General features: G+C 64.4%; 21 protein-coding genes and 2 pseudogenes. 5 read left to right on the top strand and 18 right to left on the bottom strand.

Going from position 1 to position 23,076, the window contains the following annotated elements; translation table 11 throughout:
* Positions 1-140: 140 nt before the first annotated feature.
* Both CA260_RS03280 and CA260_RS03275 read left to right on the top strand, forming a co-directional pair.
* Complete coding sequence (locus tag CA260_RS03280; protein ID WP_111981004.1) at positions 141-464, top strand: DUF2946 family protein; 324 nt, start codon at positions 141-143, stop codon at positions 462-464.
* A 70-nt stretch (positions 465-534) separates the two neighbouring features.
* Positions 535-2,643, top strand: coding sequence for a TonB-dependent copper receptor (locus tag CA260_RS03275; protein ID WP_111981003.1), 2,109 nt, complete (start codon positions 535-537; stop codon positions 2,641-2,643).
* Between the two features lie 41 nt (positions 2,644-2,684).
* On the opposite strand, the gene CA260_RS03270 is transcribed toward CA260_RS03275, so the two are convergent.
* Entirely contained in the window at positions 2,685-3,173 is a 489-nt protein-coding gene (locus tag CA260_RS03270; RefSeq protein WP_111981002.1) for a DnrO protein, read from the bottom strand.
* 228 nt (positions 3,174-3,401) lie between these two features.
* Here CA260_RS03270 and ubiU point away from each other — a divergent pair, with 228 nt between their 5' ends.
* Positions 3,402-4,304, top strand: coding sequence for a ubiquinone anaerobic biosynthesis protein UbiU (ubiU, locus tag CA260_RS03265; RefSeq protein ID WP_343125781.1), 903 nt, complete (start codon positions 3,402-3,404; stop codon positions 4,302-4,304).
* Between the two features lie 13 nt (positions 4,305-4,317).
* Complete coding sequence (locus CA260_RS03260) at positions 4,318-5,196, top strand: U32 family peptidase (protein WP_111982978.1); 879 nt, start codon at positions 4,318-4,320, stop codon at positions 5,194-5,196.
* A gap of 131 nt (positions 5,197-5,327) precedes the next feature.
* On the opposite strand, the gene CA260_RS03255 is transcribed toward CA260_RS03260, so the two are convergent.
* The 16 genes and pseudogenes from CA260_RS03255 to hppD form a co-directional block, all read right to left on the bottom strand.
* Positions 5,328-6,536, bottom strand: a complete 1,209-nt coding sequence (locus CA260_RS03255) for a beta-ketoacyl synthase N-terminal-like domain-containing protein (RefSeq protein ID WP_111981001.1) — start codon at positions 6,534-6,536, stop codon at positions 5,328-5,330.
* On the bottom strand, positions 6,536-7,051 hold the full coding sequence (gene fabA / locus CA260_RS03250) for a 3-hydroxyacyl-[acyl-carrier-protein] dehydratase FabA (protein ID WP_111981000.1): 516 nt from the start codon (positions 7,049-7,051) through the stop codon (positions 6,536-6,538). The genes CA260_RS03255 and fabA overlap by 1 nt, the downstream gene beginning before the upstream one ends.
* 97 nt (positions 7,052-7,148) lie before the next feature.
* Complete coding sequence (ubiT, locus tag CA260_RS03245; RefSeq protein WP_111980999.1) at positions 7,149-8,030, bottom strand: ubiquinone anaerobic biosynthesis accessory factor UbiT; 882 nt, start codon at positions 8,028-8,030, stop codon at positions 7,149-7,151.
* Positions 8,011-8,361: pseudogene (locus tag CA260_RS03240) on the bottom strand (putative zinc-binding protein); the annotation flags it as partial. The gene ubiT and the pseudogene CA260_RS03240, both read right to left, overlap by 20 nt.
* Positions 8,362-8,414: 53 nt before the next feature.
* On the bottom strand, positions 8,415-9,608 hold the full coding sequence (locus CA260_RS03235; protein WP_238149597.1) for a hypothetical protein: 1,194 nt from the start codon (positions 9,606-9,608) through the stop codon (positions 8,415-8,417).
* A gap of 43 nt (positions 9,609-9,651) precedes the next feature.
* Positions 9,652-9,957: a DUF2249 domain-containing protein gene (locus tag CA260_RS03230; RefSeq protein ID WP_111980997.1), complete on the bottom strand. Its 306-nt coding sequence runs from the start codon at positions 9,955-9,957 to the stop codon at positions 9,652-9,654.
* Between the two features lie 92 nt (positions 9,958-10,049).
* On the bottom strand, positions 10,050-11,234 hold the full coding sequence (locus tag CA260_RS03225; protein WP_238149596.1) for an alginate export family protein: 1,185 nt from the start codon (positions 11,232-11,234) through the stop codon (positions 10,050-10,052).
* A 392-nt stretch (positions 11,235-11,626) separates the two neighbouring features.
* Positions 11,627-12,190, bottom strand: coding sequence for an SCO family protein (locus CA260_RS03220; RefSeq protein ID WP_111980995.1), 564 nt, complete (start codon positions 12,188-12,190; stop codon positions 11,627-11,629).
* Between the two features lie 10 nt (positions 12,191-12,200).
* Complete coding sequence (locus CA260_RS03215; RefSeq protein ID WP_111980994.1) at positions 12,201-12,962, bottom strand: formylglycine-generating enzyme family protein; 762 nt, start codon at positions 12,960-12,962, stop codon at positions 12,201-12,203.
* Position 12,963: 1 nt separating this feature from the next.
* The gene (gene nirK, locus CA260_RS03210; RefSeq protein ID WP_111980993.1) at positions 12,964-14,481 is read right to left on the bottom strand and encodes a copper-containing nitrite reductase; all 1,518 of its coding nucleotides are present in this window, start codon (positions 14,479-14,481) and stop codon (positions 12,964-12,966) included.
* Positions 14,482-14,597: 116 nt separating this feature from the next.
* A complete protein-coding gene (locus CA260_RS03205) occupies positions 14,598-15,359 on the bottom strand; it encodes a helix-turn-helix domain-containing protein (RefSeq protein ID WP_111980992.1) in 762 nt (253 codons plus the stop codon).
* A gap of 27 nt (positions 15,360-15,386) precedes the next feature.
* Positions 15,387-16,787, bottom strand: coding sequence for an oxygen-independent coproporphyrinogen III oxidase (gene hemN, locus CA260_RS03200; protein WP_111980991.1), 1,401 nt, complete (start codon positions 16,785-16,787; stop codon positions 15,387-15,389).
* A gap of 123 nt (positions 16,788-16,910) precedes the next feature.
* Positions 16,911-17,897, bottom strand: coding sequence for a fumarylacetoacetate hydrolase family protein (locus tag CA260_RS03195; protein ID WP_111980990.1), 987 nt, complete (start codon positions 17,895-17,897; stop codon positions 16,911-16,913).
* Positions 17,898-17,960: 63 nt separating this feature from the next.
* Entirely contained in the window at positions 17,961-19,262 is a 1,302-nt protein-coding gene (hmgA, locus tag CA260_RS03190; protein WP_172461794.1) for a homogentisate 1,2-dioxygenase, read from the bottom strand.
* A 138-nt stretch (positions 19,263-19,400) separates the two neighbouring features.
* A pseudogene (locus CA260_RS21260) lies at positions 19,401-19,682 on the bottom strand (endonuclease domain-containing protein); the annotation flags it as partial.
* A gap of 58 nt (positions 19,683-19,740) precedes the next feature.
* Positions 19,741-20,838: a 4-hydroxyphenylpyruvate dioxygenase gene (gene hppD / locus CA260_RS03185; RefSeq protein ID WP_111980988.1), complete on the bottom strand. Its 1,098-nt coding sequence runs from the start codon at positions 20,836-20,838 to the stop codon at positions 19,741-19,743.
* An 82-nt stretch (positions 20,839-20,920) separates the two neighbouring features.
* Here hppD and CA260_RS03180 point away from each other — a divergent pair, with 82 nt between their 5' ends.
* Positions 20,921-21,409 carry a MarR family winged helix-turn-helix transcriptional regulator gene (locus tag CA260_RS03180; protein WP_111980987.1) on the top strand — a complete coding sequence of 163 codons (489 nt, stop codon included), beginning with the start codon at positions 20,921-20,923 and terminating at the stop codon, positions 21,407-21,409.
* A 34-nt stretch (positions 21,410-21,443) separates the two neighbouring features.
* Here the strand turns inward: CA260_RS03180 and CA260_RS03175 are convergent, their stop codons facing one another.
* Positions 21,444-22,952 (bottom strand): peptide MFS transporter, encoded by a 1,509-nt coding sequence (locus tag CA260_RS03175; RefSeq protein WP_111980986.1) that lies wholly within the window; start codon positions 22,950-22,952, stop codon positions 21,444-21,446.
* Positions 22,953-23,076: the final 124 nt, after the last annotated feature.

Here is a 23,076-nt window from a genome sequence, read left to right as displayed (position 1 = left end):
AACCTATCGCGCCGCGACGGCATGCCACATCTGCGGCGATCGTTCGCATGGGATGATGCAATCGCTACGCAAGGTTGCGACACCCTACAGGGATTTGAGTGATACGCCCGCGAACACCACGCTGGATAGCCTGGCTGGCCATGACGGCCATCTGGCTTGCCGTGGTGGCGCCGATGATTTCGCAGACCCTGGCCGTCGCCGATACACCAGCGATGACGATGGGCATGGACTGCGATGGTCCCCACGACCATGCGCCTCCTCTCGCGCCGCATCCATCGTCGATGGAGAAGTGCGGTTACTGCGGCCTGCTCAGCCATCAGCCGGTGCTGCTGGCCGCCTCCTTGCCGGCGGCCCTCAACCAGCCTCCGGCAGGCTTGCCTGTTGCCTACCGCGCGCCGCTCAGCGCGGAACCTTCCGTACTGGCCGCCGCACCACGCGGCCCTCCCGTTTTCCCGCAGCGTTGAAACCCATCACCTCGCTCTCGCGGCTCATGGCCGCAAGGCGTCCTGCGGCCTGCGAAAACGGAAAACGTCCATGTCTGAACACCCCTCTTGGGAACACGCGCCCGTCAAGGCGCGGCCGCTCCCCTGCCTGATTGCGCTTGCGCTCTACGCCGCAGCGTCGCCAACGCTGGCGACCGACGCGGTGCTGACCTTCCCTGCCATCGTGATCACGGCCCCGATGCAGGAAAGCCCGCTGACCGTCGTCACCGATCCCAAGGCGCCACGCCAACCTGTACCCGCCAGCGATGGCGCGGATTTTCTCAAGAGCATCCCCGGCTTCTCGACCATCCGCAAAGGTGGCAGCAACGGCGATCCCATGCTGCGCGGCATGGCTGGCTCGCGCCTCAACCTGCTGGTCGACGGTGGGCAGATCGGCGGCGGCTGCCCCTCGCGCATGGATCCGCCCACGGCCTATATCTCGCCGCAGCTGTACGACCGCGTGACGGTGATCAAGGGTCCGCAGACCGTCCTGTATGGACCGGGCAATTCCGCCGGCACCGTCTTGTTCGAACGCGATTTCAAGCGCTACACCAAGGCGGATGCCTCGCTGGAGGGCAGCCTGCTCGGCGGCTCGGCCGGCCGCAACGATCAGATGATCGATGTGCGCGCCGGTACGTCGGACGTCTATATGAATGTCAGTGCGAACCATACGCACGCCCAGGATTACGAAGACGGTGATGGCAACCGCGTGCACTCCTCCTGGGACCGATGGAATGCCGATGCCGCCGTGGGCTGGACGCCGGACGACAATACGCGTGTGGAGCTTTCCGCGGGCAAGGGCAATGGCCAGGCGGCCTACGCGTTCAGCGGCATGGACGGCGCACAGTTCCTGCGCGAAAGCGCGGGCCTGAAGATCGAGCATGATCGGCCCGACGCCGTGTTCAGTCATCTCGAGGCGCAGCTCTACTACAACTACGCTGATCACGTGATGGACAACTACACGCTGCGCCATCCCGATCCGTCGAGCATGATGCCCATGGCCATGGCCAGCGACGTGGATCGCAAGACCGTTGGCGGTCGTGTCGTCGGCACCTTCGACTGGACTGAGGCGTGGAAACTGCAGGCCGGCATCGACGGCTCTTCCAGCGTACACACCAGCCGCATGGGTGGTCCGCCAGGCGGCATGCTGCCGGACTACCGCACCCAGCCACGCGTGCGTGATGCGCGCATGGACATGCTGGGTGCGTTCGGCGAGCTCAACTGGAACGTCGCCGAACGCGAGCGATGGATCGCCGGCGCACGCATCGATCGTGCGCAGACGCGCGGCTACGACCTGCCTGACAACACCTCGATGTCAGGCATGGGCGGCATGATGAACATGGGGGGCATGGGGCCCGCCCGCCACAACGTCGACGCCAGCCGGTCGCAGACGCTTCCCTCGGGATTCCTCCGCTACGAACGCGACCTGGCGGCGATGCCCGCCACCTTCTACGCCGGCATTGGCCACGTGGAACGCTTTCCCGATTACTGGGAGCTGTTCGGCGGGCACGCCGACAAGACGCTCACCAGCTTCGAGCAGCTCAAGCCGGAAAAGACCACCCAGCTCGATATCGGCCTGCAGTACCACGACAGCCAGCTCAAGGCCTGGGTCTCCGGTTACGCCGGCGTGGTCAACGATTTCATCCTGATGGACTACGGTTCCGGCATGAGCGCCGGCAAGGCCAGCAATGTCGATGCACGCATCGCCGGCGCCGAAGCCGGCCTGGTCTACAGCCTTGCCGAACGATGGAAGGCCGATGCGACCCTGGCCTGGACATGGGGCGAGAACCGCTCGGAGCGTCGCCCCTTGCCGCAGATGCCTCCGCTGGAAGCGCGCTTCGGCCTGACCTACGACACCGGCGTGTGGTCGGTCGGCGGTCTCTGGCGCCTGGCAGCTGCGCAAAACCGTGTCGCCGTGGGCGAAGGCAATATCGTCGGGCAGGACCTGGGGCCCAGCGCCGGCTTTGGTGTGTTCTCGCTCAATGGCGGCTATCGCATCGACCGCGCAACGACCGTGACCGCCGGCATCGACAACCTGTTCGACAAGACCTACGCCGAACACGTCAATGCCGCGAGTGCGGGCCTGGTGGGTTACGTCAATACGGTGCGGGTGAATGAACCGGGCCGCACGTTCTGGCTGAAGCTGGACGTGAAGTACTGAGCCAAAACGGAGGACGGTGCACGCCGTCCTCCGTGACCTTGCTACTCGTGGTGCGCGTGTTCCGCGGCAGCGTCCGCTGCCCAGGCCGGATCATCGAAGTAACGCGGATAGTCCGCCGCCGCCTTGCGCATGGCGGCCACTTCGGCCACGTCCTGCGGCTGGTCCTTGAGCTTCTGCGCCGCCGACAGCAGCGGCACCAGCATGCTGTGCAATACCGCGTCCTGCTGCGGCTGGAGCTTGCAGTGGGCGAAGATGTAGGCACCTGCATCCAGGATAAGGCCGGCGCGATCCTGCGCCATCGCATCGCTCATATGACCCATCTCGTGGTGACGGAGCTCATCGAGCGCCTGATGGATGCGTCCCATGCCGTCGCGCAGCGGTTCATCGGCCGCCCAGCGCGGCGACGGTACCGGCACCTGCGTGCCGTCGAAGGCAGCGTGAGCGGCATGGTCATGCTGGGGAGCGGCGCACACCGGGCCGGCTAGCGCGAGGGCACCGCACAGCAACAGCGCCATTCTTGATTTGAACATGCGGGTGACTCCTGCATCGTAGTGAAGTCGAGCATAGGTCCGGGTATCGGCCTCTCCCCTGACGCATGTCAGCGACGCCCTGGCCCGCGACAATCAGGATGCAGCCCGACGTTCTGGGTATCGAGGTCTGCATGCAACTGGTCTGTCCCGCCGGCAACCTGCCGGCCTTGAAAGCGGCGGTGGATGCCGGCGCAGATGCGGTCTACGTCGGCCTGCGCGACCAGACCAATGCACGGGCCTTTCCCCGGCCTCAACTTCAACGACGAGGAGCTGCGGCAAGGCATCGCCTATGCGCAAACGCGCCAGCGCAAGGTCTACCTCGCACTCAACACCTATCCGGACAGTGCGCGTCTGCCGCACTGGTACGCTGCAGTGGACAAGGCGGCATCGCTCGGTTGTGACGCCATCATCGCCGCCGAGATGGCCGTGCTCGACTATGCCGCGCGCCATCACGCCAAGCTCGCCCGGCATCTGTCGGTACAGGGCTCGGCCACCACCGCGCCCGCGCTTCGCTACATGTACGAGCGCTTCGGCATCAGCCGCGCCGTGCTGCCCCGCGTGCTGTCGGTGCAGCAGGTGGAACGGTTGTGCGAGCAGGCGCCCGTGCCGCTGGAAGTGTTCGCCTTCGGCAGCCTCTGCATCATGGTCGAAGGACGCTGCCAGCTGTCCAGCTATGTCACCGGCGCCTCGCCGAATCGCCATGGCGTCTGTTCACCGGCGAGCTTCGTGCGGTGGGAGGAACACGACGACGGCGGCCGCAGTGTGCGCCTCAACCGTGTGCTGATCGACCGCTTCGATCCTTCCGAGCCCGCCGGCTACCCCACCGTATGCAAGGGTCGCTACGCCGTAGGCAGCGAGACTTTCCATGCGCTGGAAGAGCCGACCAGCCTCAACACCCTCGAATTGCTGCCGCGCCTGGCGAGCGCCGGCGTGGCCGCGCTGAAGATCGAAGGACGCCAGCGTGGCGTGGCCTACGTGGCCTCGGTGACGCACACCTGGCGTGAAGCGCTGGATCGCTACCACGCCGCACCCGAGCGCTGGCAGGCGCGCCCAGAATGGCAATCCGCGCTTTCCAGGCACGCGGAAGGCCATCAAACCACGCTTGGCCCCTATCACCGCCATTGGCACTGACACGATGCATGCCATGAAACTGAGTCTCGGCCCGCTGCAGTACTTCTGGCCGCGCGAACGCACGTTTGCGTTCTATCGCCAGGCTGTCCAATGGCCGGTCGACATCATCTACCTGGGCGAGACGGTATGCAGCAAGCGCCGTGAATTGCGCACGCTGGACTGGATCATGCTGGCCCACGAACTCGCGGAAAGCGGCAAGCAGATCGTGCTGTCGTCGCTTGCGCTGATCGAAGCCGAGTCCGAACTGGGCGCGCTGCAACGCCTGATCGAGCAGGGCCAGGGATGGATCGAGGCGAACGACCTCTCCGCGGTCCAGCTCTGCCGCGCACGCGGCGTGCCGTTCGTGGCCAGTCCCACGCTCAACGTGTACAACCATCGCGCACTGGCCATGCTCATGGAAGACGGGTTGCTCCGCTGGGTGCCAGGTGTCGAGCAAGGGGCCGCGCTGATCGACGAGCTGCGCAGCGCATTACTCGAAGACGGCGGCGACATGCCTGAAGTCGAAGTCATCGGATTCGGCCGCCTGCCGCTTTCCTACTCTGCGCGCTGCTTCACCGCGCGTGCGTTGGATGTGGCCAAGGATCAATGTGGCTTCCGCTGCATCGACTATCCCGATGGCCTCCCGCTGGCCACGCGCGAAGGCCGTCCCTTCCTGCGCATCAACGGCATCCAGATCCAGGGCGAGGAAATCACGGACCTGGGCCCCGAACTGCCTGCCTTGCGCGCGCTCGGCGTGGACGTGCTGCGTCTGTATCCGCAAGCGGAGGGCATGGATGAGATCGTGGCGCACTTCGACCTGGCGCGCCGCTCGGTCACCCCGCCTCCGCGCATCGGCGCACGCAATGGCTATTGGCACGGTACGGCGGGCATGCGATCCGTCGATCTGCCTTGAATGGCGACGGCCGACCAGCGAGTGACGCATCGATGCCGGCGTAGATCCTTTCCGCCAGCGACGCACGCTGGATGGGGGATGTCGCCAAAGGAGAAGAGGCCCTGCGGGGCCTCTTCTTCAACTCGCCTGGTTCAAACCTTCGCGAACACCAGACTCGCGTTGGTGCCACCAAAACCGAAGCTGTTGGACATCACGGTGCGCAAGGCCGCATCACGCGTCTCGCGCAATATGGGGAAGCCTTCCGCTCGTTCGTCAAGCTGCTCGATATGGGCCGATCCGGCCATGAAGCCGCCCTTGAGCATCAGCAGGCTGAAGATCGCTTCGTGCACACTGGCTGCACCCAACGCGTGTCCGGTGAGCGCCTTGGTGGACGACAGTGGCGGCACGTTCTGGCCGAAGGCTTCGCGCACTGCGGTGAGCTCGATGATGTCGCCCAGCGGCGTGGCGGTACCATGCGTGTTGAGGTAGTCGATCGGCGCCTCGCGGCCGGCCAGCGCCATGCGCATGCAGCGCACGGCACCTTCGCCGGAAGGCGCCACCATATCGGCGCCGTCGGACGTCACGCCGTAGCCGACCAGTTCGGCATGGATGGTTGCCCCACGCTTCCGCGCGTGTTCGTAGTCTTCCAGCACCAGCATGCCGCCACCGCCGCCGATGACGAAACCGTCGCGCGAGGCGTCATACGGCTTCGAGGCGGATTCCGGCGTGGCGTTGTACTGGGAGGACAACGCGCCCATCGCATCGAACTGCGCGGTCATGCCCCAATGCACTTCTTCGCCGCCGCCGGCAAAAACGATGTCCTGTGCGCCGTGACGGATCAAGTCGGCCGCCGCACCGATGCAATGTGCCGACGTGGCGCAGGCGGCGGCAATCGAGTAACTCAAACCCAGGATGCCAAACGCCGTCGCCAAGGTCGCCGACACCGTGGAACACATGGTCTTCGGCACCATGCATGGACCCACACGGCGCACGCCCTTTTCGCGCAACAGGTCGGCCGTCTCGATCTGCCACTGCGCGGAACCGCCGCCCGAGCCGGCGATCACACCGATGCGTGGATGTCGAATCTGCTCGAATGCGAGCCCCGCGTCCTCGATCGCCGAACGCATGGCAAGGTACGCATAGGCGGCGGCGTCACCCATGAAGCGGCGCAGACGGCGATCGACCAGGGCATCCAGATCGATCTTCGGCATGCCGGCGACGTGACTTCGCAGACCCTTGGCCGCGTACTCGGGCATCGCGCAGATGCCGCTCTTGAGGTCCTGCAATGCCCGCTGCACCACGCCGGAAGCATGGCCAAGGCAGGACACGATGCCCATGCCGGTAACGACGACGCGGCGCATCAGAAGCCCTCCGTCGACTGGAACAGGCCCACGCGCATGTCGGTGGCCACGTAGATCTGGCGTCCGTCGACGTGGACGGTGCCGTTGGCGACCACCACATTCATGCGGCCCTTGATCACGCGACTGATGTCCACCTGATAGCTCAGCAGCTGGGCACTGGGCAGCACCTGCCCGGTGAACTTCACTTGCCCGACGCCAAGCGCACGCCCGCGTCCTTGCAGCCCCAGCCATGGCAGGAAGAACCCGCTGAGCTGCCACAAGGCGTCCAGGCCCAGGCAGCCGGGCATTACCGGGTCGCCATCGAAGTGGCACGCGAAGAACCAAAGGTTCGAGCTGATATCCAGCTCGGCGCGAAGCGATCCTTTGCCGAAGGCGCCGTCATGCTCGTCCACGTGCGTGATGCGGTCGAACATCAGCATGGGCGGCGATGGCAGGCGCGCATTGCCGGGACCGAATAGTTCGCCGCGGGCGCAGGCGAGGAGCTGCTCGCGATCAAACGAGGAGGCGCGTGTCATGTCATGTCCGCAGAAGAAGGGAATGACGAGTCTGGGCAAGCTCTTCCCACCCGGCCCTGACGCGGATCAAGAGGGCGCGACGCAACGCGGGGTTGCGTCAATACGATCCGTCGAATCGCTCGCGATGCGCTTCTCGCGCCATGCGAGCAAAGCCGGCACCTCGATGAAGCGCGATGCGCAGCCCTAGCGGGACGTCTTCCCAGGGCAGGCGCTCAAGCAGATTGCGCGCCGTCAGCCCAAGTTCGGTATCACCGGTGAGGACGAGCGCGCGCTGGAAGAACAGCGTGTCGGCATCTTCCCGTCGCCCCGCCAGCAGGAGCAGATCCGTAGCGCTACCGCGCACGCTGGCTTCGGGTTCATCGGTGATCACGCGCAGGGCTCCGTCCGCCCAGGTCAGCACCCAACGAAGACCGAGATCGCTGACTTCGATACCGAGGCGACGCCCCTTCATGAAATCGAGCGAACCATCGCGGAGGGGCAAGGCCAGTACGCGGCTGATCGCCTTCTCCAGCAGGGCATGCTGCCAGCGGCCCGGGATGGCACGAACCAGCGGTGCCACGCGACGCGGCGGCGGCATCCAGCGCAGCAGGTGCGGCGCCAGCGTGGAGGGAGCAAGGGAGATCGGCATGGGCGGGATCATCGACCGGCTCATTCCCACCCTGCCCTGACCAACATCAAGGCCGTGAACGTCGCCAGCGATGCCTTGCTGCATGCAGGCATCGTCAATGGCGAGGTTCACCAATGTGCGCACCGTGGCATCCGGCACACCCACGCGAGAAGCAAGCGTCTGCGCACGCGCATGCATGTATTTCTCGCGATGGGGATCGCGCCCCGTCATGCCGGTGCGCGCCTTCAACCACGCCACGATGTGCACGAGGCGTCGCCGTGCCGCCAACAGCAGGATCAAGCCGTCGTCGACACCATCGATGGCACCGCGCGCACGATCCAGCAACCAGCGCTCACGCGGAAGCGACAACATGGTTTCTCTCCTCATCGACAGCGGCCAGGGCGTGCGCGGCGGGCAGCACGGCGTCGACGTACACACGCCTCGCCTCATCCGGTTCGAAGTCGACATGCTGGCGTTTCTTCACGCCATGCTCGGACAGCACAAGATGCGCGTCGGCGACCACGCCCGCCCTTGCCAAGCAGGCGACGGCGCAACGCATCTCGCATCCATCGAGCGCGAGTATCCGGCGTCCGCTTTGCGCCGTGCGCACCAGTCCAGGCACGCCACCGCCCACGCCGGCGATGCAAGACATCTTCGCCACGCGCTCGCGATCGAGGCGCAGCGCGAAGTGATTGGCCATCTGGGCCGCGCTCGATCATCCCGAGCAGGCGTAGACGAGCATTCCCTTGGGCATGTTCATCGCTCCGATTTCCATTGATCACGCAGGAACCGCTGCACGCGCCGACGTGTGCCGTGGAAGACGGCTGCAACGCCTCCCCATGCCATGCACTGAAGCAGCCCGGCAGCTCGGGCGAGCCAGGCATCCGGATGTACGGTTGCCAGCACGACGGCCGCGCCAGCGCTCCCCAGAGCCATGACTGCCGCACCACGTTCGCGTGCAGGCATCAACCGCTGCACGCCAGGCAACTGCACGCCCCGACCAACACGCCGGTGCAGCTCGATCCAACCGAGGAAGGCCACGATTTCCAACGCCATGCCGACCACCAGCAGGGGCAACGCCACACCCAGGGCGAGCGCAGCGGCAAGCAACGGCTCGCGGATCTGCCAGGGCAGTGCCACTGCCGAGGCAACCAGCACGAGCGCACCTGCTCGCCAGCTCCACCACAACGGACCGCGACGCGCCGCCGCCGTGCGCTTCTGCAGCCATACCACCGTGAGTGCGAACGACACGCCGAAGCATGCCAGTGTCGCCTGCAAACCGGCCTCGCCATCGCCCACCAAGCGCCACGCAGAAGCAAGCGTCAACAGCACGACGAGGCTGGCGAACCAAACCCCATGCCACTTCACCGAGCTCATGCCGGTTCCCTGGAACATGGGCATCACCACGCGTCCCACGCTGGCCAGTAGCAATATCACCCAGCCAAGCACACCGAGCGAGGCGTGGACATCCACCCAGGGCGGCATCACCAGCGCCAACCGGCCACCGCTACACAGCGCCAAAGCGCCGCCAAGCACAGCCGTGATCAGCCCGAACACGAGGGAGCCGCCGATACCCGCACGCAGCAACCGCTGGCCCGCGGCTCGGCATACGGCGGGCAAGGTCATGCCCACCAAGGCCAGAAAAGCCAACGGCAACAGCAGCCCTGCAAGCGACAGCAACACGGCCGACCCGAAATGGAAGCCAGCCACCAGCAGCAGCACACCCGTGTTCAATGCGATGTGCATCCAGGCGCCCAGCCGGCCGACGCGAAGCGGAACACCGGCGGCGGCGGGCAGGAATTGCAGCAGGCTGCCGAACATCGCATTGCCAAGCACACCCAGGGTGAAGGTATGCACGAGGGCCAACGTACCGGGATGCCAACGAGACCGCACCAGGCTATCGCCGTCGATCACCAGCAGCAGCCCCGCCAGCACGCCCCAGATCGGCATGGAGCACAGAAACCGGCGCGGAAGCGAGACGACTGGTGCCTGATCAAGCGCCAGTCGGGCCATGACTGGTCGACGCCCACTGCGGAATGCAACGAATGGCCACTCTCGCGCCGCCTTCGGGAAGCATGGTCGCTTGTGCCTGGAACCCGCGCTCGGCCAGGGCGGACAACAGGGGCATCGGCATCAGCGGGGTCAGAACCTCCAGCACTTCACCTGGCGCCAATCGATCGGCCGCCGCCAATGCCTGCCGCATCGGCTCCGGCGGTTGCAGGGAGCGAAGATCGAGCAAGGCCGTGGCCGCCGGCCTGACCGCATCACGGCAGTGGCAGGTATGGGTAGACGTGTTCATGCCGCCATTTCACCGAATGCGGCACCGCGATGCGCTGACTTGAGTCAGCGCATCGATGAAGCCATCACTGGACGCACGTAACGGCCGCGTCATCACAACCGCTGCTTGCCCTGCCATTCCAGTTGCAGCCAGACCTTGGTGTCATCGTGCGCATAATGATCGGCACGGTAGCTGGCGACCTTCACCAGTCCGGTCAAGCCCGGCACCAGCGGGAACGACAGCGACGCATTCCACTCATCACCGTAGCGCGTGCTGCCCTTGTCGGCGTGGTAATCGTGATAGGCCACGACCCAACCGAGCTTGCTCGCCCAGCCCTGCTTGCCGAGCTGGCCGTTGAGGGACAAATAGTAATCCTCGAGGCCGTTCACCGGCGTCACGGTGAACTGGTCATCCCAGCCGTTGAAGGCATGCAGCGTGGCCAGCGGCGTCTGCATCGCGGTATGCCCATCGCCGCCCAGATGCTCCCAGGCCAGCTTGCCCGTGACGCCCCACCGCGTCCATGCCGGCTCCAGCAGCCAATAGCTGTGGCTGACGTTCTGCGGGTTGTTGGCATAGTCGTACTGACGCGCGCCTTCCAACGCCCAGCCGAATCCGCCTTCGGGCGAGGGCTTGCCAACCCAACGCGCACCATAGGTCGCGGTGGAGGCGGCAGCGACATCCTTGTCCTTATGCAGATACGCATAGCCCGACACTTGCTGATTGCCATGTACCCACGCGGCATTGAACAGGTGTGTATTGAGCAGCCGCTTGCGAGCCAGGGGATTGAGCGCATCGGGTCCGGCCACGCGATTCACGCGGTCGAGCCAGTCGTAACGCAGGGTCCAGTCAGCGGCCGGCTTCCATTGCAGGGCGACGGCGTCGAAGGTCTGCTCGAACTGGCGCCAGGCCACATTGCCGACCCAGCGCTGGTTGTCCAGCACGATTTCCTGTCGACCGACCTTGGCGCCGAAATCGCTGCCCTGCCACGCCAACCAGGCCTGGTTGAGTTCCGTGCCATGCGGATCGGTAATGCCCGGGTACTGCGCCTGGCCATTCGCACCGCTGTTGTAATGATCGTTGGCGCTCGCTACACCCGCGCCTTCGATGAAACCACTCCATCCGCTACCGAAATTGGCCCGCAGTCCCAGTCGAAGGCGCAAGGTGTCCGCCTGCGCGTCGCGGTGGAAAGCATCATCATCAACTTGCTCGTGACGAAGGCGTGCGTTCCATTCCACTTGCAGCGGCGGTGATGCATCCGTGCCTGACTGGGCATTCGCTGCGAAGGAAAATCCAAGCATGGCCAAACCACATGCTGCCAATGAACGACGATGGCATGCCCTTTTCATCCAACCACTCCTGTCGACCTACTCCCCATTGAGTGAAGTCAGTCTCGACAGGTGGGCATCGGTCCGGCCTGACCGTTGTCAAGCCATTGGCACATGAAGACTTACTGTGACAACGCGCCACGTCGATGGCAGGTGCTTGCGAAAGGAATCTTTGCCGGGATGATGCAGGCGATTTCCGCGTACACGTTGCGCATGACATCCACGCATGCAACGCGGATGCGCCGGGATCCGCGCCCATACATCACACGTCCCACGCGAAGATCAGGGCACACGCGCAGGGCGATCAAGCTCGTCCACCACACATCCACCCATGATGGCGATCCGCCTATGTCACGACGACAAGGCTACGGCGTGCGAAGCGCCTTCTCCACAGCCTGCACGAACTCGGGATCGAGGCGTCCGATGATGGCCGTGCGAGCCACGATACGACCTTCTTCATCCAGAAGGAGCAGTTCGCTGGAGTGGTTGAAATCGCCATCCGGCAGGGGCCGGTATTGGACGCCGAGCAGTGCCGCCAGCTGTCGGGTGGAGGCCGGCTCGGAGCGAGCCAACGTCCATCGTGGTGCGTCCAGCTTGCGCCGCTCGGCGTATTGACGAAGCACCGACACGCTGTCGCGCGCGGGATCGAAACTGATCAGCAGAAGATCGAGTCGGCCACGATCGGACTCGTCTACCGCCTTCTGGGTCAGCTTCAGCGTATCCACGATCATCGGGCACACCATCGTGCACGAGGAATAGAACATCGACACCAACTGTACATGACCGCGACGTGATGCCAGGGGCCATGTCTTGCCACCCTGGTCGGTCAGCTTTACATCCAGCTGGTAGATCGAATCCCTGGGCAACGGTGTCTCTGCATGTGCCGCGGCGAAGAAGAGAAGGCATAGCAACACGAGCAGCCGCTTCATCGATCATTCCTCAGTCGGACTTTGCACAGCGGAAACCAAGATTCGTGGTGGTGTTGGATGCCTTGAGCGAGGACAACATGGCGACGCGCATCAGCGTGGCGTAGTTCTCCTTCTCCTGCATATTGAGCGCGCCGGCGCCGCAGAACTTGAATTTGTCTGCGCCATCCTGGTCGCGGCTATCGCTGCCCACCAGCAGCGCATTGAAGTCATCGACCCATTCCCATACGACGCCATTGAGGTCGCGCACGCCGTGGACGTCGGCAGCTCCACCGATCTCCGGCAGCGGCGCATTCGATGGACGGCTGTACCAGATCAGCACACGCTCTCGCCATGCAGGATCGTTTCGCGCATCGGCACGCTGGTTGTCGGCGGCGGCCGCATACTCCCACTCATACCAGGTGGGAAGGCGCGCCTGTTCGCTCTCGCAATAAGCTTCCGCTGCAAACCAACTGACGCGGGTGACCGGCTGTGAAGGCGATATCGCCGCGCCCAGCGAGCCGTCGCCGGCCCAGTGGGAAAGGTATCCGGCGTCGGCAAACAGAGCTGGCACGCGATCACGGCGCCATGCCGGGTGTTTCTGCGTGAACGCCAGGAACTCGGCGTTGGTGACCGGCTCGGTACGCAGATGGAAGGGCGCTATACGCGCAGGCGCCACTTTGCCATCCGCCGGAAGGACGCTGGAAAAGCTGCCTCCCGGCAAGGCGACATAATCTGCCGCCGCTGCCGGGAGGGCTAGCAGCAGGCCGGAAAGGATCACGGCCAGCCGTTTCATCTCAGTGTCCCGTGGCTGCCGGCGCCGGCGTGGCGCGTACCTTGGACACTTCTTCCTTGCTTACCTGTCCACCCGGGTTGCCCCAGCTGTTCAGCACGTAGGTGAGGATGTTGGCCACTTCGTCATCCGTCAGCTGGCTCATCGGTGGCATCACCGAGTCGTATTCCTTGCCGTTGACGGTGACCTTTCCGGTCAGGCCATGCAGCGGAATGCCGATCAGGTGATCCTTGTCCTGCTTCGCCAGGTAGTCCGACTTGGCCAGCGGCGGGAACACACCCGACAGGCCTTCGCCATTCGCCTGGTGGCAGACGGAACAGGTGCCGGTGAACAGCTGCTTGCCGGCGGCGATCTGGTCGTCCTTGCTCAGCGTGCCGGTAGCGTTGGCCTTGGCAGCCACGGCCACGGCATGCAGGTTGGGGTTGGCGCGATCACCCAGATATACCGAGTCCACTTCCTTGCCCGAGTAGATCGCCTTGTTCTCCGGACCATCCACCTTGAGGATGCCCAGCGCGCCCTTGTTGAAGGCACGGAAGATGGAGTGGTCGACCAGCACGTAGCTGCCTGGCACGTCGACGTGGAACTCCGCCATCATCGCGCCACCGGCAGGGATCAGCGTGGTCTGCACGTTCTCTTGCGCGTGCGTGCCGCCTTCGTAGTAGACCTTGTCGAAGATCTCGCCGATCACGTGGAAGCTCGACACCAGGTTCGGGCCACCGTTACCGACGAACAGGCGTACCGACTCGCCCACCTTCGCCGTCAGCGCATGGTCACCGGTAAGCGAACCCTCGTGACCGTTGAACAGCACATAGGTCGGACGCTCCTCGATGGCCTTGTCCATATCGAACGGCTGATGGCCCTTCTCGCGATACTTGCCCGTGGTGTAGAAGTCGCCCTGCATCACGTAGTACTCGTGATCCACCTTCGGCAAGCCTTCCGGCGGCTCGACCAGGATCAGGCCGTACATGCCGTTCGCGACATGCATGCCCACCGGCGCGGTGGCGCAGTGATAGACGTACAGGCCGGCATTGAGCGCCTTGAAGGTGAACTGGCTTTCATGACCCGGCGCGGTGAAGCTCGACGCCGCGCCGCCACCCGGACCGGTGACGCCGTGCAGGTCGATGTTGTGCGGCATCTTGTTGTCGGGCGAGTTCTTGAGATGGAACTCGACCGTGTCGCCCTGGCGCACGCGGATGAAACTGCCGGGCACGGTGCCGCCGAAGGTCCAATAGGTGTAGGTAACGCCTTCGGAGATCTGCATCTCCTTTTCGATCACTTCGAGATCGACAATCACCTTTGCGGGATTCTTGCGATGGATCGGCGGCGGCACATTCGGCGGGATGCCGAGCACCGCGTGGATGGGCTCGCCCTGCGGCGGGCCGAAATCGACCGGCGCGGCGAGCGGTGCCGGACTGGCCGTTGCAACGATGGCCAGTGGTGCCGTACCTGTCGCCTTGCCGGCGAGTACGGCGCCGGGCAGCAAGCCAGCGGCGATGAGTACAGTGGCTAACAGACGTGACATGGGGTTCTCCCTTGATTCCCGACTCAAGCCTAGGCAGCGTCGTGGATCTCCGCTTGACTGATGTCAGAGACGGATAAACCCATGACCAAATGCGTCAACCTGCCACGGCGTTTCCTTCAATTCGCGCATTCGTCGCGCGACAGATCGCGAAGCGCTTTTCGATCGAGCAACGTGACTGAGCGCCCGTTGATGTCGATGAGTTTCTGGCTGCGAAAACGGCCCAGTACACGACTCACCGTTTCGGCGGCGAGGCGTAGATAGTTGGCGATATCGCCGCGCGCCATGCTCAGTCGAAATTGCGTGCCCGAGAAACCGCGCGCCTGATAGCGATCGCCCAGGTCCAGCAGGAACGCGGCCATGCGCTCGTCCGCCGTGTGATCAGCCGCGAGCAGCGTCGCCGTGCCAAGCTCCTTGCTCAACAGGCGGAAAAGATGCTGTTGCAGGGCCGGCATGCGTGACGCCAATGCACTCATGGCGGGAAACGAGAAGCGACAGAACTGTGCCGCTTCCAATGCCACTGCATCGCAGGGAAACTGGTCCGGATAGATCGCATTGAGCCCGATCACTTCGCCCGGCAGGTAAAAGCCCAAGACTTGCTCGCGGCCGTCCTTGTCGACCACACACGTCTTCACCGTGCCGGCGCGCACCGCATAGATTGCGCGGAACGGATCGCCCGTGCGGAACACGTGCGCTCCCGTGCGATAGGGCCCCACGTGTTCGACCAGGCAATGGAGCGCGGACAGTTCAGGCTTGCCGTAACCCACCGACAGGCAGGCATCGGAGAAGGCGCAGGTGCTGCAGAAGTGGACCTCGTCACCATCAACCGCGATGGGATTGCACGGTTGGAGCGTGCAGTCGATGGACTTCCCGGAAAGCATGTTCAGCCCCCTAGCTGGGTGCATCCGTCAGATCGTGCGCGAGTAGCGGGACGTTTCTGCCGGGTTGTTGAGATAGGCGTCAAAGTTCATGGCGATATTGCGCAGGAGCAACCGGCCGCGTGCGGTGATGCGAATGGTGGCGTCGTCCACCACGACCAGACCATCAGCGGCCTGCTCACGAAGCCGATCCAGTTCCATCGCGAAGCGATCGCCGAAATCCAGCTGGTGAAGATCCCCGAAACCGTGCATATCCAGCTCGCCATGGCACATCAGCTCGCTGATCACGGCGCGGCGGACAATGTCGTCGCCGCTCAGCGAGATGCCGCGAGCCACGGGAAGTCGCCCCGCCTTGATCGCCGCTTCGTAGCCGATGAGGTCGCGTGCGCTCTGGCTGTAGCTGTCGCCGATGCGACTGATGGCGCTGACACCGAGACCGATGATGTCGCAATCGCCGTGCGTCGAGTAACCCTGGAAATTGCGCTGCAACGTGCGGCTGCGCTGCGCGCGTACCAGCTCGTCGTTCGCGCGGGCGAAGTGGTCCATGCCCACATAGACGTAGCCCGCATCGCACAAGCGCTTGAACGCGCGACCGAACAGCGCCAGTCGCGTGGCCGGGTCGGGCAGCTCGTTGGCGTCGATCTGCCTTTGCGCCTTGAACAGCTTGGGAAGATGGGCGTAGCCGTAGACGGCGATGCGATCGGGAGCGAGGCCAAGCACCTCGTCCAGGGTGCGGTCGAAGCCATCGAGGGTCTGCCGGGGTAGTCCATAGATGAGATCGACGCTGACCGAGCCGTAGCCCGAAGCACGTGCCGCGTCCAGCACTTCGCGCGTCTGTTCAACGTTCTGGACGCGGTTGACGGCTTGCTGCACGGCCGGGTCGAAGTCCTGGATGCCCACCGAGATGCGGTTGAAGCCCAGCGTGGCCAGTTCCTTGATGTAGCGGCCGTCGGCGAAGCGCGGATCGATCTCGATGCCGTACTCGCGCTCGCCCCGGCGGCGGTAATCGAAGTGGCGCTCCAGCGTCTCGATCACCGACGTCATGCGCGGCAGGTCGAGGTAGTTCGGCGTACCACCACCGAAGTGGAGCTGCTTCAACGGGCGGTCTCGATCGAACATCGGACCCACCATGGCGATCTCGCGGAACAGCAGCTCCAGGTAGTGGTCCGCCTTGGCGATGTCGCGCGTGATGACGCGCATGCATCCGCAGTAGAAGCATGGGCTGAAGCAGAACGGCACATGCACATAGACCGAGAGCGGCCGCGGCACGAGGTCTTCATTGGAAGCTTGCGCCGCCGCTCGGAGGGCGCCTTCATCGAACCCGGTGTGGAACTGCGGTGCCGTCGGATAGCTGGTATAGCGTGGGCCAGCGACGTCGTACCGGGCGATGAGATGGGCGTCGAATTCGGGGACGATGGTATCGGTGCGCATGGGCGGCAGTATCTAGCCGCCCATGCGAGACCCATCTGACGCCAGTCAGGCGCCTGCGACATTTAGTGTAGGTTTTCGGCGCAAATCCCTGTGGTAAAGCGCCGCAGGTTTTCCTGTCGCCGCTCAGCGCTTCTGCGGCGCAATCACCTGTTCGATGGAACCGAAGATCGAGGCGCCGGACGCATCGGTCACGTCGATGCGCAGGCTGTCGCCGAACTTCAGGAACGGCGTGCTCGGCTTGCCGTCACGCAGGGTTTCCACCGTGCGCTGTTCGGCCAGGCAGGACGCTCCCTTGCTGGTGTCCTCATTGGCGATGGTGCCTGAACCCACGATGGTGCCGGCCGTCAGCGGGCGCGTCTTGGCGGCGTGCGCCACCAGCTGGGCGAAGTTGAACTGCATGTCCACCCCGCACTCGGCTTCGCCGAACCATTGGCCGTTCAGCCAGGTGCGCATGGGCAGATGCAGTTTCTCGTCCTGCCATGCGTCGCCCAGTTCGTCCGGCGTGACGAATACCGGCGACAGCGCCGAGCGCGGCTTGGACTGCAGGAAGCCGAAACCCTTGGCGAGTTCGGCCGGAATCAGGCCACGCAACGACACGTCGTTGACCAGGCCGACCAGCTGGATATGACCCGCGGCCTGCGCCGGCGTCACCGCCATCGGCACGTCGTCGGTAATCACCACCACCTCGGCTTCCAGGTCGATGCCGTAGTCCTCGCTGGGCACCACCACCGGGTCGCGGGGACCGAGGAAGCCGGCACTGGTGGCCTGGTACATCAGCGGATCGACGTAGAAGGATTCCGGCACCTCGGCGCCGCGCGCACGACGCACGCGTTCCACGTGCGGCAGGTAGGCGCTGCCATCGACGAATTCATAGGCCCGCGGCAACGGCGACGCCATTGCTGCGATGTCGAGCGCAAAGGCATCGGCCGCTTTGCCGGCGTTGAGGTCGGCGGACAGCGCGTTGAGGCGGGGCGCCACGTTCGACCAGTCATCCAAGGCGGCCTGCAGGGTGGCGGCGATGCCGGTGGCCTTCACGGCCTTGGTCAGGTCGCGGCTGACGACGATGAGCGTACCGTCGCGGCCGCCTTCCTTCAGGGAACCCAGTTTCATGTTTTGCTCCGAAGACAGCGCAGGGCGGTCTTTTCGTTCTTGGTTGATTCGGTGGCGTGCTGCTTACTTGCCGCTGAAATGCTTGCGGATGCCCTGCCAGCATTCGTAGTAGTTGCCCTGCAGTTGCTTCGATTCCAGCGCCTGCCTGGTCGGATGGATCACCCGGCGCGTCTCGAACATGAAGGCCATCGTGCCGGTGATCACGTCCGGCTGGGACAGGTCGCGGGTCGACGCCTTCTCGTACGTCGCCGCATCCGGCCCGTGGCCGCTCATGCAATTGTGCAACGAGGCGCCGCCCGGCACGAAACCCTCAGCCTTGGCGTCGTAGGCGCCGGTGATCAGGCCCATGAACTCGCTGGCGATGTTGCGGTGGAACCACGGCGGGCGGAACGTGTTCTGCGCCGCCAGCCAGCGCGGCGGGAAGATCACGAAGTCGATGTTGTCGACGCCCGCGGTGTCGCTGGGCGAATGCAGCACGAGGAAGATGCACGGGTCCGGATGGTCGTAGCTGATCGAGCCGATTGTGTTGAAGCGCCGCAGGTCGTACTTGTACGGCGCGTAGTTGCCGTGCCAGCCGACCACGTCGAGCGGTGAGTGATCGATCTGCGCGCGCCACAGGTTGCCCTGGAACTTGGCGACCAGTTCGAAGTTGCCTTCCACGTCTTCGTAGGCCGCCACCGGCGTGAGGAAATCACGCGGATTGGCCAAGCCGTTGCTGCCGATCGGGCCGAGGTCCGGCAGGCGCAGCAGCGCACCGAAGTTCTCGGCGATATAGCCACGTGCGGTATCGTCCAGCAGCTCCACGCGGAAGCGCACGCCCCGCGGAATCACGGCCACTTCCAACGGCTCCAGCTCGATCACGCCCAGCTCCGTGGCCAGACGCAGGCGCCCCTGCTGCGGCACGATGAGCAACTCGCCGTCGGCGTTATAGAAGAAACGCCCCTGCATCGAGCGATTCGCAGCATACAGGTGGATGCCAACGCCCGACTGCTCGGACGAAGCACCGTTGCCGGCAATGGTGACGATGCCATCGACGAAATCGGTGGGCTCGACGGGCAAGGGCAGCGGATCCCAGCGCAACTGGTTGGGACTGGCTGGCACTTCGTTGAAGCGATTGTGGAAGCGGCCGTCCCGCATCGCCTCGAACGGGTGATGCATCGCCGCCGGACGGATGCGGTACAGCCAGCTGCGGCGGTTGCTGTGGCGCGGCGACGTAAAGGCGGTGCCAGACAGCTGCTCGGCATACAGGCCATGCGCGACCTGCTGCGGCGAGTTCTGTCCTTCGGGCAGCACACCGGGCATGGCCTCGGTGGCGAATTCGTTGGCGAAACCCGATTGGTAACCCTTGCTGACCTTTTCAGACATGCATCCGCCTTGTGCTTTCTGCTTGAGCCCCTCTCCCTCCGGGAGAGGGGTTGGGGAGAGGGTGCGGTCTTGCGCGGCGCCAAGGATAGCCTCGAGCACCGCAGCCGTTTGTTGCAGAACCTCATTGTCCCAATAACGCAGGACCTTGAGGCCAAGCGATTCAAGAAAACGAGTGCGGGTTTCGTCCACGCCCTCGTTGTGCTGCGAACCGTCGAGCTCGATCACCAGCCTCACCGACTCGCAGTAAAAATCCGCTACGTAGGGAGGGAGGGGATGCTGCCTGCGGAATTTCAGGCCGTTCAAGCGTCCAGCCCGAAGGTGTAGCCAGAGGCGCTGTTCGGCTTCCGTACTTGAATGCCGAAGTTCGCGCGCATGACCGCGCGTTCTGGTTGGCAACGGTGGCTTCCTGCCTCCTCGCATCTCCGCACCCTCTCCCCAACCCCTCTCCCAAGGGGAGAGGGGCTTTAGAGCAAAAGCGTTACAGCACGCCGCGCTTCATCTGGTCGCGTTCGATCGACTCGAACAGCGCCTGGAAGTTGCCTTCGCCGAAGCCCTCGTTGCCCTTGCGCTGGATGATCTCGAAGAAGATCGGGCCGATGTTGTTCTGCGTGAAGATCTGCAGCAGCTTGCGCTGCTTGGTCTCCGGGTCGGCGTCGATCAGGATCTTGTTCTTCGCCAGGCGCGGCACGTCCTCGCCATGGTTCGGGATGCGCATGTCGATCACGTCGAAGTAGGTGTCCGGCGTGTCGAGGAATTCCACGCCCTGCGCGCGCATCGCTTCCACCGTGTCGTAGATGTTGTCGGTGAACAGCGCGATGTGCTGGATGCCTTCGCCGTGATAGGCGTCGAGGTATTCGTTGATCTGCGACTTCGGATCGCTCGATTCGTTGAGCGGGATGCGCACGATGCCGTCCGGCGCGGTCATCGCCTTGGACACCAGGCCGGTCTTGGCACCCTTGATGTCGAAGTAGCGGATCTCGCGGAAGTTGAACAGGCGCTCGTAGTAGTCCGACCACTTCTGCATATTGCCGAAGTAGAGGTTATGCGTGAGGTGGTCGATGAAGGTCAGGCCGAAACCCTTCGGGTTCTGGTCGGCCCCCGGGATCGGCGCGTAGTCGTCGCCATAGATGTTGCCGCCATCGCCGTAGCGGTCCACCAGGTAAAGCATGCAGTCGCCGATGCCCTTCACCACCGGTGCGTTGATCGCCTTGGTGGCCTCGGCCTTTTCGCTCATCGCCTCGCCGCCATTGCCGAGCACGGTGGCGCGCACCTCGTCGGCAGGCTTGCGGAAGCGGATGGCAAAGCCGGCTGCGCACGGCCCATGCGCCTTGGCGAATTCGGCGGCGAAGGAATCGGGATCTTCGTTGACCAGCAGGTTCACGTCGCCCTGGCGGTAGACCGTGATCGGGCGGCTCTTGTGCTTGAGCACGGCACTGAACCCCATGCTCTTGAACAGGTCATGCAGCTCCTGCCCACAACCCGCCGGGGCGGCAAACTCGACGAACTCAAAGCCGTTGATGCCCATGGGGTTTTCGAAGGTGGTGACCTGCATGCCAAGATTGGGCTGCGCGCTCATGGGAATCTCCTGATCGACTAATGCTCAATGGCCCTACGCCAAGCGTGCGACCATCCTCATAATCCTGACGTTATAGTTACATATGAAACCAGTTGCAAGGAGCATCGCATCAGTGTCCGAAGAACGCCACCCCGACCATGCCCCGCTGGAGCTGGAGCACTTCCTTCCCTACAGGCTCTCCATCCTTTCCAACGCGGTCAGCCAGGCCATCGCCGACGATTACCAGCGGCGCTTCGACCTGAGCATGACGGAGTGGCGCGTGATGGCCGTGCTGGCCCGCTTTGACGGCCTGTCGGCCCGTGAAGTGGCCGAACGCACCCTGATGGACAAGGTGGCGGTGAGCCGGGCCCTGGCCAAACTGGTCGAGGCCGGTTGGGTCACCCGTGCCACCCACGACGGCGACAAGCGCCGCTCGGTGCTGGGCCTGAGCGAGGCCGGTTGGGCGATCCATGAGGTGGTGGCGCCGATGGCGCGGGCGCACGAGCGCAACCTGCTGGAGAAGCTCGACGACGAGGAGCGCACCTGGCTGGTGCGCATCCTGGACAAGTTGCAGGCGATCGAGCCGAAGTAATCGGGAAGCGGCTGGGAGCGCGCTTCCCGGCTCGTTACTTCACGCCGTGCATCAGCCGGTTGATCAGCGGTGCGATCAGGAACAGCAGCGCGCCGGCGCCTGCCAGCAGCCAGAAACTGAAGGTGAAGCCGCTGAGCGCGGAGGCGACGGTCATGCCGGTTTCGCCGCTGACGTGGCCGGCGAAGATGCCCGAAAGGTTGTTGCCGATGCCGGTGGAGAGGAACCAGCCGCCCATGGCGAAGCCGACCAGGCGCACCGGCGCCAGCTTGGTCACCATGGAGAGGCCGATCGGCGACAGGCACAGCTCGCCCAGCGTCTGCAGCACGTAGACCACCACCAGCGGCCAGAACGGGATCAGGTGGCGGCTGTCGACCAGGCTGGACAGCGCATACATCAGCACCACGAAGGCCAGCGCGTTGCCGAGCAGCCCCAGGCCGAACTTGCGCGGGATGGACGGCTCCATGTTGCGCTTGTCCAGCCAGCCCCAGGCGATCGACACGAACGGCGCCAGCAGCACCAGCGACAGCGGCGCGACCGACTGGAACCAGCCCACCGGGAACTCCCAGCCGCCGAACATCTGGCGGTCCACGATGTTCTGCGCGAGGAAGTTGAACGAGCTGCCGGCCTGTTCGTAGAACATCCAGAACAGCACGTTGAACACGAAGATGATCAGCATCGCGATCACGCGGTTGCGCTGCACCTTGCCCTCGCGGATGCCTTCGACCAGCAGCAGCAGCGAGAGGCCGACGAACAGCACGCTCAGCATCCACTGCAGCACCACCGCGCCCGCCTTGGCCATCACCAGGTACACCAGCGGAATGGCGAGCACGCAGCCGATGAACACGTAGACCACGCGCATCCGGTTGGCCTGCTCCGGCGTCGGACGGCCCACGCCCTTGAGCTGGCGGCGGCCAATCCAGAACCACAGCAGGCTGATCAGCATGCCGATGCCCGATGCCAGGAACACCAGCTTATAGTTCTGCTGCATCGGGGTGTCGGTGAAGTAGCTCGCCATCCAGCCGGTGACCAGCGGCGACACCAGCGCGCCGGCGTTGATGCCCATGTAGAACAGGGTGAAGCCGCGGTCGCGGCGCGCATCGCCCACGCCGTAGAGCTGGCCCACCATCGAGGAAATGTTCGGCTTGAACAGGCCGTTGCCCACGATCACCGTGGACAGGCCAAGGAGAAATACCTGCTCGTTCGGCACCATGATCATGAACAGGCCGGCCGACATCACGATGGCGCCGACCAGGATCGATCGCTGGTAGCCGATGATGCGATCGGCGACATAGCCGCCGAACACCGCCGCCGCATAGACCAGCGCGAGATACGCGCCGTAGGTGCGGCTGGCGAAACCCTGTCCCGACGGATCGTTGTTGAAGAACTCCGCCACGATGTACAGCGTGAGCGCCCAGCGCATGCCATAGAAGGCGAAGCGCTCCCAGAACTCGGTCATGAACAGCATCCACAACGGACGCGGATGGCCCATGGTCTGCGGGTAATCGGGCGCCGACGTCGTGCCGGTCGAGGTGGGATAGGTCATGCGTTCCCCTGTTGGGTGCGGGTCGGCACGTCGCGTGCGGACCGGTTGAAGCCAACGGGAGATGTAACCGGCCTGAGCCGAGCCCGTCAAATGCACCGCAACATTTTACGAATTCGTAAAAAGC

Source organism: Dyella jiangningensis (assembly GCF_003264855.1).
GTDB lineage: Bacteria > Pseudomonadota > Gammaproteobacteria > Xanthomonadales > Rhodanobacteraceae > Dyella > Dyella jiangningensis_C.
Note: the sequence above shows the minus strand (reverse complement) of the source record. Positions and strands in the feature narration are given on the sequence as shown.

Bases quoted from the DNA above. Each gene is read 5' to 3' on its own strand.
- CA260_RS03280 (WP_111981004.1), top strand. From the start codon at position 141: ATGACGGCCATCTGGCTTGCCGTGGTGGCGCCGATGATTTCGCAGACC.
- CA260_RS03275 (WP_111981003.1), top strand. From the start codon at position 535: ATGTCTGAACACCCCTCTTGGGAACACGCGCCCGTCAAGGCGCGGCCG.
- CA260_RS03270 (WP_111981002.1), bottom strand. From the start codon at position 3,173: ATGTTCAAATCAAGAATGGCGCTGTTGCTGTGCGGTGCCCTCGCGCTA.
- ubiU (WP_343125781.1), top strand. From the start codon at position 3,402: ATGCACGGGCCTTTCCCCGGCCTCAACTTCAACGACGAGGAGCTGCGG.
- CA260_RS03260 (WP_111982978.1), top strand. From the start codon at position 4,318: ATGAAACTGAGTCTCGGCCCGCTGCAGTACTTCTGGCCGCGCGAACGC.
- CA260_RS03255 (WP_111981001.1), bottom strand. From the start codon at position 6,536: ATGCGCCGCGTCGTCGTTACCGGCATGGGCATCGTGTCCTGCCTTGGC.
- fabA (WP_111981000.1), bottom strand. From the start codon at position 7,051: ATGACACGCGCCTCCTCGTTTGATCGCGAGCAGCTCCTCGCCTGCGCC.
- ubiT (WP_111980999.1), bottom strand. From the start codon at position 8,030: ATGTTGTCGCTTCCGCGTGAGCGCTGGTTGCTGGATCGTGCGCGCGGT.
- CA260_RS03235 (WP_238149597.1), bottom strand. From the start codon at position 9,608: ATGCCGATCTGGGGCGTGCTGGCGGGGCTGCTGCTGGTGATCGACGGC.
- CA260_RS03230 (WP_111980997.1), bottom strand. From the start codon at position 9,957: ATGAACACGTCTACCCATACCTGCCACTGCCGTGATGCGGTCAGGCCG.
- CA260_RS03225 (WP_238149596.1), bottom strand. From the start codon at position 11,234: ATGCTTGGATTTTCCTTCGCAGCGAATGCCCAGTCAGGCACGGATGCA.
- CA260_RS03220 (WP_111980995.1), bottom strand. From the start codon at position 12,190: ATGAAGCGGCTGCTCGTGTTGCTATGCCTTCTCTTCTTCGCCGCGGCA.
- CA260_RS03215 (WP_111980994.1), bottom strand. From the start codon at position 12,962: ATGAAACGGCTGGCCGTGATCCTTTCCGGCCTGCTGCTAGCCCTCCCG.
- nirK (WP_111980993.1), bottom strand. From the start codon at position 14,481: ATGTCACGTCTGTTAGCCACTGTACTCATCGCCGCTGGCTTGCTGCCC.
- CA260_RS03205 (WP_111980992.1), bottom strand. From the start codon at position 15,359: ATGCTTTCCGGGAAGTCCATCGACTGCACGCTCCAACCGTGCAATCCC.
- hemN (WP_111980991.1), bottom strand. From the start codon at position 16,787: ATGCGCACCGATACCATCGTCCCCGAATTCGACGCCCATCTCATCGCC.
- CA260_RS03195 (WP_111980990.1), bottom strand. From the start codon at position 17,897: ATGAAACTGGGTTCCCTGAAGGAAGGCGGCCGCGACGGTACGCTCATC.
- hmgA (WP_172461794.1), bottom strand. From the start codon at position 19,262: ATGTCTGAAAAGGTCAGCAAGGGTTACCAATCGGGTTTCGCCAACGAA.
- hppD (WP_111980988.1), bottom strand. From the start codon at position 20,838: ATGAGCGCGCAGCCCAATCTTGGCATGCAGGTCACCACCTTCGAAAAC.
- CA260_RS03180 (WP_111980987.1), top strand. From the start codon at position 20,921: ATGAAACCAGTTGCAAGGAGCATCGCATCAGTGTCCGAAGAACGCCAC.
- CA260_RS03175 (WP_111980986.1), bottom strand. From the start codon at position 22,952: ATGACCTATCCCACCTCGACCGGCACGACGTCGGCGCCCGATTACCCG.